At 36.1% G+C, this 14,358-nt stretch carries 19 protein-coding genes and 2 pseudogenes; 6 read left to right on the forward strand and 15 right to left on the reverse strand.

From position 1 onward, the window contains the following. Positions 1-584 (forward strand): IS3 family transposase (locus BK575_RS13120; protein ID WP_235867384.1); only part of this gene is annotated, 584 nt, incomplete at its 5' end. Between the two features lie 118 nt (positions 585-702). Here the strand turns inward: BK575_RS13120 and BK575_RS13125 are convergent. Then, entirely contained in the window at positions 703-1,092 is a 390-nt protein-coding gene (locus tag BK575_RS13125; protein ID WP_078410769.1) for a DUF3221 domain-containing protein, read from the reverse strand. 194 nt (positions 1,093-1,286) lie between these two features. Further along, entirely contained in the window at positions 1,287-1,523 is a 237-nt protein-coding gene (locus BK575_RS13130; RefSeq protein ID WP_078410770.1) for a hypothetical protein, read from the reverse strand. Positions 1,524-1,912: 389 nt separating this feature from the next. Here BK575_RS13130 and BK575_RS13135 point away from each other — a divergent pair, with 389 nt between their 5' ends. After that, positions 1,913-3,148 (forward strand): IS110 family RNA-guided transposase, encoded by a 1,236-nt coding sequence (locus BK575_RS13135; protein ID WP_078410279.1) that lies wholly within the window; start codon positions 1,913-1,915, stop codon positions 3,146-3,148. Positions 3,149-3,404: 256 nt separating this feature from the next. Here the strand turns inward: BK575_RS13135 and BK575_RS13140 are convergent, their stop codons facing one another. Then, entirely contained in the window at positions 3,405-3,635 is a 231-nt protein-coding gene (locus BK575_RS13140) for a cyclase (RefSeq protein WP_078410771.1), read from the reverse strand. Between the two features lie 810 nt (positions 3,636-4,445). Further along, positions 4,446-4,721 (reverse strand): hypothetical protein, encoded by a 276-nt coding sequence (locus tag BK575_RS13150; RefSeq protein WP_078410773.1) that lies wholly within the window; start codon positions 4,719-4,721, stop codon positions 4,446-4,448. 291 nt (positions 4,722-5,012) lie between these two features. On the opposite strand from BK575_RS13150, the gene BK575_RS13155 reads away from it, so the two are divergent. Continuing rightward, the gene (locus BK575_RS13155) at positions 5,013-5,849 is read left to right on the forward strand and encodes an FRG domain-containing protein (protein ID WP_169907780.1); all 837 of its coding nucleotides are present in this window, start codon (positions 5,013-5,015) and stop codon (positions 5,847-5,849) included. 174 nt (positions 5,850-6,023) lie between these two features. Here the strand turns inward: BK575_RS13155 and BK575_RS13160 are convergent, their stop codons facing one another. The 7 genes and pseudogenes from BK575_RS13160 to BK575_RS13185 form a co-directional block, all read right to left on the reverse strand. Then, positions 6,024-6,395, reverse strand: a complete 372-nt coding sequence (locus BK575_RS13160) for a hypothetical protein (RefSeq protein ID WP_078410775.1) — start codon at positions 6,393-6,395, stop codon at positions 6,024-6,026. 202 nt (positions 6,396-6,597) lie between these two features. Next, a complete protein-coding gene (locus BK575_RS13165; RefSeq protein WP_078410776.1) occupies positions 6,598-7,047 on the reverse strand; it encodes a hypothetical protein in 450 nt (149 codons plus the stop codon). A 133-nt stretch (positions 7,048-7,180) separates the two neighbouring features. Next, positions 7,181-7,351 carry a hypothetical protein gene (locus BK575_RS28615; RefSeq protein WP_169907782.1) on the reverse strand — a complete coding sequence of 57 codons (171 nt, stop codon included), beginning with the start codon at positions 7,349-7,351 and terminating at the stop codon, positions 7,181-7,183. Positions 7,352-7,512: 161 nt separating this feature from the next. Beyond that, positions 7,513-8,022, reverse strand: a complete 510-nt coding sequence (locus BK575_RS13170) for a DUF3221 domain-containing protein (RefSeq protein WP_169907784.1) — start codon at positions 8,020-8,022, stop codon at positions 7,513-7,515. Between the two features lie 107 nt (positions 8,023-8,129). Continuing rightward, positions 8,130-8,672, reverse strand: coding sequence for a hypothetical protein (locus BK575_RS13175; RefSeq protein WP_078410778.1), 543 nt, complete (start codon positions 8,670-8,672; stop codon positions 8,130-8,132). Between the two features lie 534 nt (positions 8,673-9,206). Beyond that, positions 9,207-9,497: pseudogene (locus BK575_RS13180) on the reverse strand (PH domain-containing protein); the annotation flags it as partial. A 108-nt stretch (positions 9,498-9,605) separates the two neighbouring features. Beyond that, the gene (locus BK575_RS13185; RefSeq protein WP_078410780.1) at positions 9,606-10,568 is read right to left on the reverse strand and encodes a LacI family DNA-binding transcriptional regulator; all 963 of its coding nucleotides are present in this window, start codon (positions 10,566-10,568) and stop codon (positions 9,606-9,608) included. 154 nt (positions 10,569-10,722) lie between these two features. On the opposite strand from BK575_RS13185, the gene BK575_RS29365 reads away from it, so the two are divergent. Further along, a complete protein-coding gene (locus BK575_RS29365) occupies positions 10,723-10,845 on the forward strand; it encodes a hypothetical protein (RefSeq protein WP_268877725.1) in 123 nt (40 codons plus the stop codon). A gap of 79 nt (positions 10,846-10,924) precedes the next feature. Here the strand turns inward: BK575_RS29365 and BK575_RS13190 are convergent, their stop codons facing one another. Then, positions 10,925-11,245 carry a LysR substrate-binding domain-containing protein gene (locus tag BK575_RS13190; protein ID WP_235867385.1) on the reverse strand — a complete coding sequence of 107 codons (321 nt, stop codon included), beginning with the start codon at positions 11,243-11,245 and terminating at the stop codon, positions 10,925-10,927. A gap of 58 nt (positions 11,246-11,303) precedes the next feature. Here BK575_RS13190 and BK575_RS29085 point away from each other — a divergent pair. Both BK575_RS29085 and BK575_RS13195 read left to right on the forward strand, forming a co-directional pair. Then, a pseudogene (locus BK575_RS29085) lies at positions 11,304-11,420 on the forward strand (3-ketoacyl-ACP reductase); the annotation flags it as partial. A 92-nt stretch (positions 11,421-11,512) separates the two neighbouring features. Next, positions 11,513-11,758, forward strand: a complete 246-nt coding sequence (locus BK575_RS13195) for a hypothetical protein (RefSeq protein ID WP_078410782.1) — start codon at positions 11,513-11,515, stop codon at positions 11,756-11,758. 186 nt (positions 11,759-11,944) lie between these two features. Here the strand turns inward: BK575_RS13195 and BK575_RS13200 are convergent, their stop codons facing one another. The 3 genes from BK575_RS13200 to BK575_RS13210 form a co-directional block, all read right to left on the reverse strand. Then, positions 11,945-12,355: a YbaN family protein gene (locus tag BK575_RS13200; RefSeq protein ID WP_078410783.1), complete on the reverse strand. Its 411-nt coding sequence runs from the start codon at positions 12,353-12,355 to the stop codon at positions 11,945-11,947. A 97-nt stretch (positions 12,356-12,452) separates the two neighbouring features. Beyond that, the gene (locus BK575_RS13205) at positions 12,453-13,148 is read right to left on the reverse strand and encodes an ABC transporter ATP-binding protein (RefSeq protein ID WP_078410784.1); all 696 of its coding nucleotides are present in this window, start codon (positions 13,146-13,148) and stop codon (positions 12,453-12,455) included. Then, positions 13,145-14,248 (reverse strand): ABC transporter permease, encoded by a 1,104-nt coding sequence (locus BK575_RS13210; RefSeq protein ID WP_078410785.1) that lies wholly within the window; start codon positions 14,246-14,248, stop codon positions 13,145-13,147. The genes BK575_RS13205 and BK575_RS13210 overlap by 4 nt, the downstream gene beginning before the upstream one ends. Between the last annotated feature and the right edge of the window lie 110 nt (positions 14,249-14,358).

Below are 14,358 nucleotides of genomic sequence, written 5' to 3' on the forward strand. Positions count from 1 at the left end.
TTTCTACTTACACCATAGCTCAATTTAAACCACATGCGAAATCCTGTAACGAATCCGAACAGAAGAACGAACTAAACCGCGAGTTCAACCAAGAAGAAGAGATGACAGCGCTCGTAAGTGATTTAACGTACGTAAGAGTCAAACAAAAATGGCATTACGTATGTGTATTTGTCGATCTCTTTAATCGGGAAATCGTGGGTTACAGCGCAGGTCCGAACAAAGATGCGTTACTCGTCTATCGTGCCTTCGCCTCCATCAAGGGTGATCTCCGTAACATTCAGCTTTTCCATACGGATCGTGGGAATGAGTTTAAAAATAAGCTAATGGACGATGCGTTAGAGACGTTTAACATTCAACGATCATTAAGCATGAAGGGCTGCCCCTATGACAACGCTGTGGCTGAAGCAACGTTTAAAATCATCAAAACAGAGTTTGTGAAAGGTCAACATTTTGAGAGTTTAGAAGAATTAACAAGAGAACTACATGACTATGTCCACTGGTTTAACCACATCCGAATTCATGGGACACTTGGTTATGTAAGTCCAATTAATTATAAACTTGAACACCTTAAAAAATCTGTCTAGTTTAGTGTTGACATACCACTGCCCCGTTTGTTCAATAAGAAACGGAGGTAGCTTTGGCACCTCCATTGTTAAACTCAAGCTCCCGTTAGCCCAACAAGAATCATTTTTAAATTACAATCTAATCCTCTATTATCTCCACTTTAGATGCAGACATTTGTGGGGGATCAGACTCTAAAATAGGACTGTTTTTGTCCCTCCACACCCTTACTAATTGACCAATTTCAAATTTTTTAGAAGTATCTTTAAAAGAAAATATAACTGCCTTTCCGTGTCGTTTGCTAAGAATTTCGTTTGTATTGTATTTCTTTATCATTTCTTTAGAAACAGCATTAACTACTGTCATACTGCTGTTTTCCACTTGTACAATTCTTCCTTGAATTTCATAGTTATCCGATTTATCGACGGTATCTTTAGTCCCTCCTGTCATAATATTTTCTGTTAATTCATTTTGACATCCAGTTAAAACAAGAAGGAATAATACAAACAAAAAGGAGTAAAATCTCTTCATCTCTTCCACCTCCTGTTAATAAATCAGACTGTCAAATCTATAAAAAGGTTACAAGGTAAAGTGGGACGACCTAAAAAAATTATATGTTTCATTTTGTTAAACTACCCTGCTCCGTTTGTTGAATAAGAAAAGGAGGTGCCGCAGCTACCTCCTTTCTTCAACTCTAGCCTCCTTTAGTGCAACAACATCTGTTTTTATTGTTTGATGTTTCGTTCGTTATAGGGTATTTCCTGCTTAGTATCCAAAGGTATTTTCGCACCTTGAGTAATATCTAACCCTTCATTTTTTCCTTCATCAAGATTAGTTGAAGGTGTGTAACTAGGGGAATTAGGCAAGTCTTTTTTATCGCTATTTACAATCTTCTTAATAAAGAAAATAACACCAAGGAAAACAACGATTATTAAACTTATATTTACAATAGTTTCCCACATTTAAAATTCTCCTCTCCAAATATAAGGAAGCCTCACTTCAATTATCCATTTTTTGGTGTGCTATTCAATGAAAATCTCAGTTTAAGATCCATTAGTTTAGAGAACCTTATTTCTTCTTAAACTATTCTGCCCCTTCGTATTATAAGGTCAGCCAGATAAGAAAATATTTCTGGTTGACCATTTTTTATATGGTCTTATTATAACGGTAGCCGGGGTAAAACGTAACTGCCCGTGGGACCTAGATCCCGTCAGCTAAACAGTTTGCCCCCTACTTGTAGAAACATGATTGAGGCTGGTTGGGACCTAGATCTCGTATAACAAGCGAAGCTGTGACACTGCAAGAAGGAATTAGGGGTACCGGCAAATAAGAGATTAGGAGATGATGGAGGATGAATCCAGTCGTTGGTCTGGATATTTCAAAGGGAGAAAGTCAAGTTCAAGCTTTTGTAGATAAAGGCAAACCTTTTCGTAAGAGCTTTAAAGTATCTCATACTCTTGATGGGCTTGGTTTACTTGTAGAGTTCTTAGATGATGTGCAGAAAGAAACAGGTCAGAAGCCTCCTGTGATTCTAGAAGCAACTGGACACTATCAGACACCAGTTGTCCAATATCTAGATGAACGTGGGTATTTATTAATTATTATTAATCCTTTAATTTCGTATAAGGCAAAGAGTTCAAGTCTAAGAAAAGTAAAGACAGATGCAGTCGATGCATACCTACTCTGTGAATTGTATTATAAAGAGGAATTAGAGCCATACAAAAAGCGAGGGATTCAGTTATTAAACCTTCGTAATCTTACGAGACAACACGAAAATATTACAGGCGTTATGATTCAGACTAAGCTTCAATTTCAGGCTGTACTTGATCAGGTATTTCCTGAATATCGAGGAGTTTTCGGTGATTTGTATTCTGTGGTATCACTCTTAACATTACAAGAGTTTCCGTCATCTGAAGACATATTAAAGGCTAGTGATGAAACAATCTCGAATAAGATCAAAGAATTATGTCAAAGTCGCTCAATCAGATGGGCAAATGAAAAAGCTCTAAAACTAAAAGAGGCGGCAGCTCGTAATCCTTTTGAAAAAACAGTCTACCAGAGTCATATATTAAGCTTAGGTATGTACATTAACATTATTCTTCAATACAAAGAGCATCTATCAAGATTAGAGTCAGAGATAGACGCTCTCGCTAAAGAAATTGAAGAATATAATATTATCAAATCCATCCCCGGCATTGGAGAAAAAATCGCTGCCACGATTATTTCTGAAATCGGTGAGATAGATCGATTTAACCACCCTAAAAAGCTTGTCGCTTTCGCTGGTGTTGATCCTAGTGTATTTGAATCTGGTAAATTTAGAGCTACCCAAAACCGTATTACTAAAAGAGGATCAAGTAGACTTCGCCATGCCTTATATATGGCAGTTCGTTGTGCCATTCGTGATTGTCGTAAGAAGAAAACCACAGATGAAATACTCCCTAGAAACAAAAGAATGCGGGAGTTTTATGATAAGAAACGCGAAGAAGGAAAGCCCTTTAAGGTCGCTGTCATTGCTTGTGTAAACAAGCTCTTACATTGGATTTTTGCCTTATTAAAAAACAGAACAATTTTCCAAGATATAGCTTAATGACTATATCTAACTAAATAAAACAAAACCTTCCAAAATTAAGGTAGTGGAAGGTTATTTGGTGTGCGTATTTTTAGTATAGCATGAAATAATTTAAGTTTTTATTGAAAAATGTTGACAAACTATTAGCTGGTTTAGTTCAATAAGAAAAGGAGGTGCCGCAGCTACCTCCGTTAGTTGAACTAAAAGCCACCTATTTGGCAGCTTAATTTTTACCATATAAAAAGTGATTCCTCTTATATTTTGCTTGAGATTATTACTCAAACTTCTTATCAACAGATTTTCGTTTATGTTTTTCATTAATTATTTTTTTGTTGAGTATCCTGACTTCCCCAACCATTAGCAACCTCATATCCTCTACGATATACTTCGCTAACTCTTCATCAGTAATGTCATCTCCATCAATATCAAGACGAAAATCCTGTCCCTGTAATCCACCGCCATTAGTAAACTCGATTTCAAAGTCGAATTGAACTCTTTTATCCATTTTAAATCCACCTCATATTAGTTTTGGGTCGATATTATATATATTCTTGTTGAATGAAACAATAACCTTCTTGAACTACCCCCGTTTGTTCAATAAGAAAAATATAACGAGAAGGGTCTACACTTCCCGAATAGGGTTTTAAAGTTTTTGTTTAAATGGTTTCTCAAGGAGTAGGCTTTATGTGAACTTGCCCATTTTTTCTCCCCATCTTACTAATCAATATCAAAATGTGAAAGAAGAGGACTAAAGCAAATAATACGTAAGATATTGCTATCCCTGGTATAAAGGAAGACAATAAACCAATTAAGGAATAAGATATTAATTTGAATATGTAAGGGTTTATTTTAGAAACAAAGTACTTCGAATATACCCAATGCAACAAATCCACCACAATAGACACAGGAACAAGAATAGCCAAGAGAACAGGAGTAAGATAAACGAGTGTATATACAAATTCATCCTGAAAAGAAAGAGGATAAACGTCTTCTGGTGAAGGTAAGTAACTTGTTAATCCTGCAAAAGTTGCTATGACGAGGGATGTAAGAACAGCTGCTAATATTTTTTTGATCATTCTATCAGTACCTCTACCTCTTATAAATTTATAAATCTTGATTTTTAATCATTTTATCATTCAATAAAGAAACACCTCTTTTATAATCTTAAAGCAATAATCCTTACGAAGAAATCCTTTTCCCAGCATTATTTTTAGCATCTATAGCTTTTTTCTTGTTGAACTAAACTGCCCGTTTGTTCAATAAGGAATGGAGGTGCCGCAGCTACCTCCATTCTTAAACTCAAGCCCCCGTTTGTTTAAGAACTTCTTTTGTTATTCTTTAAACTCCAGTAAATTACAAGAACTAATGGAATAATAAATGGAATAATAATAAAAAATGAGTATGTCCAAGCTGTATTCAAAAAAAACACGACATCACTACAACCCTGCGTCCCACATTCCGTTGCTCGAAGCCCTCTTTCACTTATGGCTGAAAAATAGCCGATTAGTCGTATTCCGAATAGGAAAAACCATACTACCACAATAGCAATTAAAATTGAAATTACTTTAATCCAAGCTCCCGCTCGTTCCATCTAAAATCCTCCCAGAATACTCAATAACTTAACCTTCCAATGAGAAGAATTATATCATTTTGAAATGATTCCAGTCCCATTCTTCTTCAACTAAACTGCTTCGTTTGTTGAAGAAGGAAAAGGCTGCCGCAGCAGCCTTAACTTGTTTAACTCTAGCCACCGTTACTTTAAGTAGAACACTTCACACACTCCCTTTTAATTAAAATATGGCACTTGCTGAGCAAAAAAATGGACTATTGTGGGCTTTATGTAAAAATAGAGAAGTTAATTTGTATTATAGGGGGTGCTTATTTGGAAAAAACAGCAAGAAGTTTAAAGGAAATTAAAGATTATATTGATGAATTTGAACAGAAAATAGAACGGAATGGGATATGGTATAGAGGGGTCGTTGACTGGACCTACGATTTAGTTCCCAGTTTACAGCGGTCTTTACCACGGAAAACTTATCATTCTGAGATTCAAGATATCGAAAGAAAAATGTTCGACATATTTAAAAACGTAGAAGAAATAAAAGGTAAAGAGTTCACAGAATGGGAATTGATTTACCTGATGCAACATTATGGTGTAAAGACAAGATTTTTAGATTGGTCTTATAAACCTTTAGTTGCATTGTTTTTTGCTACGTATAACTGGGATAAAAAGCAAAATGCCCGCCTTTGGTTATTGGACCCCCATCTCTTAAATGAGGTTTTTTGGGGAAAATATGGAGTTATTAAACCCTATGGTCAAAAGTCTTACTTTGACTTTTTAGATTCATTCTCAGTGAGCAATGATATCTATGCTTTTGACCCTTATCAATTCAACTATGATGGTTTTAATAAAAGGATCGAAGCGCAACGGGGAGTGTTTACACTACATTCAACTAGAAATGCTCTTAGTCCAAACGTTTACGCATTAAATAAGATTTTAAAGACTGAAATCAATACAGCCAAGTCTCCTGTTAGGACTAGCCCTTTAAGAGAAGATTTTCCTGATGCAGACGTAGTTTTGGATTATATAGATATACATCCGGATGCTGCAACTGAAATTGAACAGCACCTATTAAAAAAAGATATTACCATTAAAACCTTGTTCCCCGATCTAGCAGGAACAGTGGATTATATAAATAGCATTTTTCCTAATTTTTAATTGCACTCCGTGAAGGCCTAACAGACCATATTTTTCAGATTACATTCTGTTTTTTCTAATGGTTCCGTTAAACGATAGTGTTGATTTTTTATCAAAGAAAAAAGCCGGTTTTTAGTCCGGCTTTTCCGTTCCTTCTTGAACTAATGCCCCTGTTAGTTGAAGATGGCAGAGTGATTATTTTGCTTTTAATTCGTTAAATATCCCCCGATCCCCTTCAGGGATCATTTCGATATTACTGTACTGTATAATCTTATTTTTATTATAGTCCAGAACAGTATATTTACCGTCTTCTCCTACAACATAAAGTAGTGATTTATGTTCTTTATAAGCCAAAACATTCTTTACAACTTCCTCTTGTTTTTCAACGTTATACAGCACTTTAAACTCTTTGTTATTTTCATCTACACTTCTTAAAATTTGATAGGTGCCATCCCCAAAGATTTCTATCGTATCCTTTCCAGGTACATATTTGTAGTCTTTACTTTGACAGCCAAATAAAGAAATAAGTGTTAGCGTAAGTAACAAAGATATCACCAACTTTTTCATTTAAAAACCTTCTCTCAGGTGTTTAATTTTATTATCTATAATTTGATTATAACCTTATTTTCACTAGATTTATCAGTTGTTATAAGGTACTCCTTATTCAACTAACCTGCCAGTAGTTCAACAAAAAAGCCTTACTCCTTATTGAAGTAAAGCCTCCGTTAGTTCAAGAAGATTTATTTACAAACTGTAGTATCTATAAAGACTATTTACTCGGTAATATTAACTTTCGTGTTTTAACATCGTATATTTTATAACTAATTTCAAACATATGGTCTTTTGTAACTGTCACCTCACAATAATAAGGAATTGACTTTCCATAAGCATCAAGTGCAGGAATATCTCTGAAGGTAAATATTTCATCTGAATCGAGTATTCTAAAGCCCGCTTCAGAAGAACGACCTGATGAATCTATTTCGATAACACATTTCCCTGCGACGACATCATATTCCTTTAGAACCATATATTTTAGGCTTGGGAGAGTAATGGCTAAAAATAAAACACCAAGTAAAAAGATTCCAAAGCTTTTACCTACATTTAATATTGTATAATCTTTGTTACTATACATAGCAATAAAGATAAACATTGCCGCTAAAACAAACAAGACTCCAAGTATGAGTATAAAATAATACAAGAAAATTTCTTGATTTCCCAATTTAAATCCCTCTTTTAGCTTAATCAAAATTTGATTGATTTTGTATAATTTTATACGACTTAATTGTAAAGAAGGTTTCACATTGTTGTACTAAACTGTACCGTTAGCACAAGAAGCGACAACTTGAGGGTTATTATTTTTTTTCTAAATTTTTAACCAACCTTATAAACCAATACAATATTATCCAAGGCAGAATGAATTTTGTAGCCCATTCTATTACAATAGGAATCACTGATGCGTTTATGAACTGGGGTATTAACCAAAGAATAAGTAAAACTATAATACCAATAATTAAATTTTTCATTCTTTTTCTCCCCTCTCTAATTACCATATCACCATAAAAACCCATTGGTATTCTTTCACAAACCTGCCCCGTTTGTTGAATAAGAAAAAGGCTGCCGAAACAGCCTTAACTTATTTAACTCTAGCCTCCGTTAGTTCAAGAAGCCATATAAATATCAAACTTTATTTATCCTTTACCTGAAGGTCAAATTCCTCTGGTTCTCCTGGTGTTTTCAAAGTTTCCCTAAGACGAATTGTCCAATTGTCCAATTTTGTATCGTATTTTATTCTCTTAACCACTATAACTTCATTCTCATCAATTTTTTCGTTAAGCAGAGCCTTACGAAGAGCTTGAGTGTCTGATAAGTTTGCACCGTCAGGCTTTTTACTTTTAATTACAGAAACCTTTTTGGCACCCGCACCGCCAGGATATGAATCTGTAGTAGGACCTGAAAACCAAACACGAACCTTTTGACCAAGTTCAACGTCTTCAGGGACCTTTGAAACCCAATATGCACTATAAGCTTCTTTAAGCCCACCACTAGAGCTAAAATCTTCCGATTCCGAGCTGACTACAAGTATCCTTCCTTCTTCTTTTTTTACAACATATCCCTCGGTATCGGGAGCTCCATTACATCCAACTAAAAGAATGCTTAAGAAAGAAAACAACGTAACAGAAATTATTTTTTTCATTTTCAGCTCCTGTAAGGACAAGTTTTTAATATATAGCATTCTTTTTTATTACGTCTATTTCCTTTTTTCACTAACCTGCCCCGTTAGTTCAACAAGAAAAAGTAAGTCTATCCTGCGATACGGTTAAAAAATTTCGATTCTAACAAAACAGGATTGATACTCTTAATTTCTTCAAGAAACAATCGGGTCTTTTTCTTAACTTCATTCTCGAACTGTTTTTTTAATACAGTGATTTCTTTAAAGGAACCATACTTAGCACCTCTTAAGAATTTTTCCTCTGTACATATAAAGCTATCTAGTGAAGTTCTTATTTCATATTTCAATTCACTTACTTTTATTAAATCCTTTTCAACCTTAAGTTCTAACCACTGCGAATCGTTTTCTATATATTTTAAAGCGACATAACCGTTTGTATCTAATAAACTTACTGTTTCATTTAAAAGCTTAAAATGTGTAAGAATAAGTTCAGAATAACTTCTTTTGGCAGACAAAGGTATGTTATCAGGGGGGGACGGAATAAAATTGTGTTCACCAACAGTAAGGGTAAAAAGACCATAAATTTGATGGTACTCTTTATCAAAGGTCAAAACGTCTATAATCCTTAATTCCTCTACATCATCCTCAAAAATTTCGTATTTAATATTTATCAATTCATTCCACTTCCAATCACCTAAAAGTGAGTTTGCTGTATATCACCATTATACATTCCTTCTTCAACTAACTGTCCGTTTGTTAAAGAAGAAAATTAACATTACACTTTAGGACAATCTGTTTATTTACTAGACCGCAGAAAATCCAGACTTTCTTCCATAATCAAACAAGCCCTTCCTGAAAGGAAGGGGCTTGTTTAATTAATATATGATTAATAGTAAATAAAATCATTTTCCACCATTTGTTTAAACCATTTATCTGACTTACAAGTTCCGTATGTATGGTTGTAAATTAATCGAGCTGGGGATGTTTTTCAACGAGTTTAGAAACATTTTTAACTTCTTAGTCACCAAAACTAACTTTGAGATTATGGCATAAAATTCTTGTTTCTTTTATAAACGTTTTTAGTTAAGATAGCAATCAGAGAAAATGTGCAGCAAGTTATCCTGATTTATGCTCTATTTGGAAGCCATTATCTTCTTCAGTAAAGGTATTTCGTATACATCAATCGTATACACATTTAGTTAACAAAAAAGATCGATGGTTCCGGCCGTTTCCAGCACAACGTTGGAAATCAAATGTTCATGGTAATTATAACGGCGAAGCGTGCGCTTTTTACTAACGGCGCTTGTTCCGTCTAAATGAATGAGCGCTTTATTCGTAAAACAATATTCATCCGTTTTGGATTTAATCAGGAAATAAATTTTCTCCTGATCTTCATGCATGACATAATCATCCGCATCGACCTTATCATAGTCGTGAGGTTGAATGACACTCCCTACATCACTTAATCCAAGAACATCAGAAGCCACTTTTTTAAACATAATACCATCCCCGCTTTCTTTTGTTTACCATCCCTATCATTGTATCATGGATAAAGAAACCGTACATCCATATAGAATATTGTAGAAATAGCGCGATTATGCCTTCGTTTATACCGTCTTTCGGTCAATCAATTTATATGGCATGACAACACAAGAAGCGGAGTCTTTCATCAAACATTGTTGAAAAGCTTTTTGTCCCATCGCCCGAAGCGGCAATTCCATCGTCGTAATGTTTAAAGATTTGGCAATATCCTCATTATCAAATCCAATGATGGCCAAATCATCGGGGACAACAATTGCTTGTTTTTGGCATTGGATGATAACCCCTGCAGCGACAGAATCGTTTGTTACAAGCAGCGCGGTCGGGCGCTTTTGAAGCTTTAACCATTCCATGACAACCCGCTCGCCGTCTTCAATGTACAAACAATCTTTAAAAATCCATTCTTCTCGCAATGGTTCGCCAATCACCTGCAATACGTCCGTATAGGCTTCTCTTCGTTTTAAACTGCTTTTGCCTTCCGTTCGGTTAATGCAATAACCGATATGCCGATGACCTTTTTCAACCAAATAATTCATCGCGTCTTTAAAAGCACAATAATGATCAATACAGACGGACGAAACCTCCTTATCATCAATTTCCTCGCAGAGAACGATCGGTCCGTATGAAACATATTCCATGATGGCATCTAGTGGACTTTCTCGCGAAGTGATGACCAATCCGTCCACTTGTTTATGCTTCAGCATATCCAGTGCTTCCAGCTCTTTTTCTGCTTCATAATTCGTTTGGATCATCATCAATTTGTATTCATTCACCTGTGCTTCTTGGGCGATTCCCTCAAGCAACAAGCTGAAATAGGGATGATGAATATGCGGAATAACCACCCCGATTACATTCGTCTTTCCTTTTGATAAATGAACCGCATTGATGTTTTTTTGATAATTCATTTGTTTAACCGCTTGCCAGACGGCTTCTCTTTTTTCCTCCGACACGTACGGGTGATTATTTAGAACTCGTGATACGGTCGTGACGGAGACGTTTGCCAAGCTGGCAATATCACGTATATTGCTCATGATCCATCCCTCTCTAATATTATCTTTTTAGCGCTTGCTATGAAATGCGTTTCACACTTTATAGTGTAGATACGGCTTTTATATTTCGGAAATAAAAATGGGATAAGTGCTCATGCGGCTCTTATCGCCAAAAATCAGCTAAGGAGGCTAAAACATGTTTGGATTTCTTTTGTTGCCCGTTCTTTGCCTAATCGAATTAGCGGCAGCATCCATCGCTTTAAAAGGGAATGATAACCCACTCGATTTGGAAGACTTTCATCGCTTTTATCATGACTAAACAAAAGGGCATTCCTCCCTTTTGTTTAGTTATTCTCCCAACTATAAGGTTCATCCTTTTACAAAAGAGCCCAAAGTGATCATTCTTGCAAAAAATAAATGAACTTTTTCAAACTATGTGGCTTCTGTTTTCCACGCTTAATCACAAAATCAATCTTAACTCTTTCGGGTAGTTTTTGGTAATGGAGGGTGTTTGTCTTTTTTCGTCTGTATATAACATCTTCCGGTAGTATACTAATACCAAGCCCATCATTAGCAGCTTGCAGAATAGATTCAAATGAATCAAATTCCAAGATAGTTGGCTGATTGACATCACTATTACTATAAAAATCTAATAGCTTGCTCCTATATATACAACTTGGATCACTATTTACAAGTAAAATTTGATCATGTTGGGGCAAAATGAGTATGATGCTTTCAAAGTAACTGTAAACGGTTTCGAACTGCGAATGATTGTATGTACCGCTTAAAAGGATTTCAACGCCTGATGATATTGCAGAGGCTATCCTTTTTCAGCTGACTCAAGAGTCTGTCACAGGGCAAGTATTTACGATTGATAACGGGCAAACACTTTGAGATGTGATTAGAATAGATCATAAATTAGAGCTTATCGGCATACCTTTATACGTCAATGCTTTTAAAATAAGGAATAATGGAGGAACAAAATCATGGCACATGAAATTAAAAAAGCGAAAATTAAATGTGAATTTACGAATGGTTTTTCTCTCTCCCCTGATACTTCAACAGAAAAAGCATTATGGACCATTTTAGATGCAGTAAAAAAAGGGAAAACGGCAGAGGTAAAACTTGTGGCAGAATATATGGATGGAACAGAGGCCGATTTTGAATTTACAGATCAAGAAGATTATGATTATGAAGACGATGATGAGGACGATGATGAAGATGACGACTAATTCAGGTTGCATACCATTCATATAAGAGACTGATACTCTTAATGACAAAAAAAGAGGATGGAAAGGCCCCGTCATAAAAATCTAGTAAAACCATGGGATTATGTGACGGGGACTTTCAATAAAATACAGTTTTTGTGTTTTATTAGAGGCTTATAGGACAGTCTCTTTTGCAATGCTTTCAGCCAGCTATCCACCCGGCTGATTTGCTTTTTCATGTTCAGTCGTTTTTTTCAACGTTTTAACCGATAACATCAAAACGGTCCAAAAAACGGCTCCGAAAATAAAAAGGGCTTTGAGTAAAAACGTCTCGACAACGAAAATGGCTGAAAAACCGAACGAAAGCCATACCATTGCAATGGCCATGATTTTTGCCCTTATGGGAATGCCGTTCCCGGAACGGAAGCTTTGGATATACGGACCAAGAATTTTATGAGTAATTAACCATTGGTATAGCTTTTCTGAGCTTCTTATATAACATGCTGCCGCAAGTAAAAGAAACGGTGTTGTCGGCAATAAAGGCAAAAAAATACCTAAAACACCTAAAACCAACGAAATTGAACCAATGATGATTAACACTGGTTTTATCAATTGTTTCATTTCATCACACCATCAAAAAGGGAATTGTCATGCCTAAATTTGAAGATAATGGCACAACGCCATAAATATACAGGGATTATGGGCCCGTGTCAACTTTTCACCCCTTTTGAGGTGTTTGCTCATATAATGTGCCGTCTTTTATCATGACGATACGATCACATAAATCTAGAACACGCTCGTCATGGGTTACCATAACTGCAGCTTTTCCCCTTATTTTGACTTCATGCGCCAGCATTTCGGCAACATCTCTGCCACGCTTAGAATCCAAACTTGCTGTTGGTTCATCCGCTAAAATGATTTCCGGATCATTCATGAAGGCACGCGCAATCGCAACACGCTGACGTTCTCCGCCGGACAGTTTTTCCGGATAATGGTCCATACGATGACCTAAGCCTAGACGCTCTAATAACTCCTTCGCTTTCATTTCTGCTTGTTTGCCTGATCTCCCTGCTAACCTGGTTACAAGCAGCAATTGATCTACTACACTCAAATACGGCACAAGGTTAGACGCTTGGAAGACAAATCCAACCTTTTGAACACGTACGTCATTCAATTCTTTCAGTGAAAGATTTGTAATGTCTTCTTTATCAATTATAATCTTTCCGCTTGACGGAGAAAGCAATGCACCAGCAATGGATAAAAACGTACTTTTTCCCGATCCGGATGGACCAACGACCGCTACGAATTCTCCCTCTTTCACCCGTAAAGATACATGATGCAGTGCTGTAACAGCGGTTTCCCCTTCTCCGTACACTTTATAAATCTTTTCAAGCACTAATTTATCAGTCACTATTCGACCCTCCCAATTGCTTCAATGGCATCTATTTTTGCAATACGTTGTAAAGATAAAAGCGCTCCAATTACTGCGACACCAATCAATAATGCAGAGTACTTCACCAATGTATCCGTACCTAACTCAAATGGCATTCCTTCCGGGAACAGGGCACTTACGCTGAATGTAAGCGCAATGCTCACTCCAATGGCTGCAGCCGCTAAAATCAGCACTTGGCCAATCAAGTTTTTCGCTAAATAAGATGTTTTAGCCCCAATTGCTTTTAATACACCGAATTGATTTGTTTTTTGCAGTGTAATGACGTAGAAGAATACAGCTTGTACAAATGCCGCAATCACAATTAAAAATGAAATCATCATGGTCAGCGACCCTTGCTCTTCTTTATATCCAGGAATGTTTTTTATTACTTCTTCTTTTGTAAGCACTTCTATATGGGAAAGCTTTTTTTCTAATGAAATTGATACATCTTCGTTCCCTGAAACAATGATGGCACTATAAGAAGGCTTTTGCTGTCTTCCTGTTGATTGTACCATTTGGTTCCAGCTTTCTATGTCTGTATACAGAACCGGCATATGGCTAAACATTTGACCTTCTGCAAATCCAACAATGGTCATACTTGCGCCCGTATCTTTATTTTCCAGTGTATCGCCAATTACCACTCCGTCTCCTTTTAAGGATGCATCGGCAATCACTTCATTTTCACCAAGTTTTTCTATTAATTTCCCTTCTGAAACATCGGGCATAATCATGCTTTTTGATTCGACACCGAAAATCGTCACATCAATTTTTTTATCTTTGCCTGTTTGAGACAATGTCATCATCGTTTGGGATAAAGGGAATGCCTCCTTCACGCCTTCATGCCGACGAACCTCATCTAACTTTTCATTCGGGATGGAAGAACGAGCCAGCTTTTGCTCAGCATTATCTTGAAGGACCACGTAATCCCCTTTCATATTTTCTATCGCGGATGCATTATCTGCCGCCAGTCCATTCGCTAACCCTGAAACAATAAATGTTAACCATGCAACAAGAATCATAATAAACCCAATTAACATGTAACGTAACTTCGCGTGTTTTAGTTCGCGTACAGCAAGAAACATATTTTGTCATCTCCATTCGTCTTTCCTTAATGTGAAGCCTAAGCCTCCTTGCTCACAAACTAATCATAAAAAAAGAAAATGAACGGAACATGAACAAATCATTACGTTTG

It is taken from the genome of Priestia abyssalis (assembly GCF_002019595.1).
Taxonomy (GTDB): Bacteria; Bacillota; Bacilli; order Bacillales; family Bacillaceae_H; genus Bacillus_BA; species Bacillus_BA abyssalis.

What these genes read in the sequence shown, in the direction of transcription:
- BK575_RS13125 (WP_078410769.1), bottom strand. Translation starts at nt 1,092, where the DNA reads ATGAAGAGATTTTACTCCTTTTTGTTTGTATTATTCCTTCTTGTTTTA.
- BK575_RS13130 (WP_078410770.1), bottom strand. Translation starts at nt 1,523, where the DNA reads ATGTGGGAAACTATTGTAAATATAAGTTTAATAATCGTTGTTTTCCTT.
- BK575_RS13135 (WP_078410279.1), top strand. Translation starts at nt 1,913, where the DNA reads ATGAATCCAGTCGTTGGTCTGGATATTTCAAAGGGAGAAAGTCAAGTT.
- BK575_RS13140 (WP_078410771.1), bottom strand. Translation starts at nt 3,635, where the DNA reads ATGGATAAAAGAGTTCAATTCGACTTTGAAATCGAGTTTACTAATGGC.
- BK575_RS13150 (WP_078410773.1), bottom strand. Translation starts at nt 4,721, where the DNA reads ATGGAACGAGCGGGAGCTTGGATTAAAGTAATTTCAATTTTAATTGCT.
- BK575_RS13160 (WP_078410775.1), bottom strand. Translation starts at nt 6,395, where the DNA reads ATGAAAAAGTTGGTGATATCTTTGTTACTTACGCTAACACTTATTTCT.
- BK575_RS28615 (WP_169907782.1), bottom strand. Translation starts at nt 7,351, where the DNA reads ATGAAAAATTTAATTATTGGTATTATAGTTTTACTTATTCTTTGGTTA.
- BK575_RS13170 (WP_169907784.1), bottom strand. Translation starts at nt 8,022, where the DNA reads ATGAAAAAAATAATTTCTGTTACGTTGTTTTCTTTCTTAAGCATTCTT.
- BK575_RS13185 (WP_078410780.1), bottom strand. Translation starts at nt 10,568, where the DNA reads ATGAGCAATATACGTGATATTGCCAGCTTGGCAAACGTCTCCGTCACG.
- BK575_RS29365 (WP_268877725.1), top strand. Translation starts at nt 10,723, where the DNA reads ATGTTTGGATTTCTTTTGTTGCCCGTTCTTTGCCTAATCGAATTAGCG.
- BK575_RS13195 (WP_078410782.1), top strand. Translation starts at nt 11,513, where the DNA reads ATGGCACATGAAATTAAAAAAGCGAAAATTAAATGTGAATTTACGAAT.
- BK575_RS13200 (WP_078410783.1), bottom strand. Translation starts at nt 12,355, where the DNA reads ATGAAACAATTGATAAAACCAGTGTTAATCATCATTGGTTCAATTTCG.
- BK575_RS13210 (WP_078410785.1), bottom strand. Translation starts at nt 14,248, where the DNA reads ATGTTTCTTGCTGTACGCGAACTAAAACACGCGAAGTTACGTTACATG.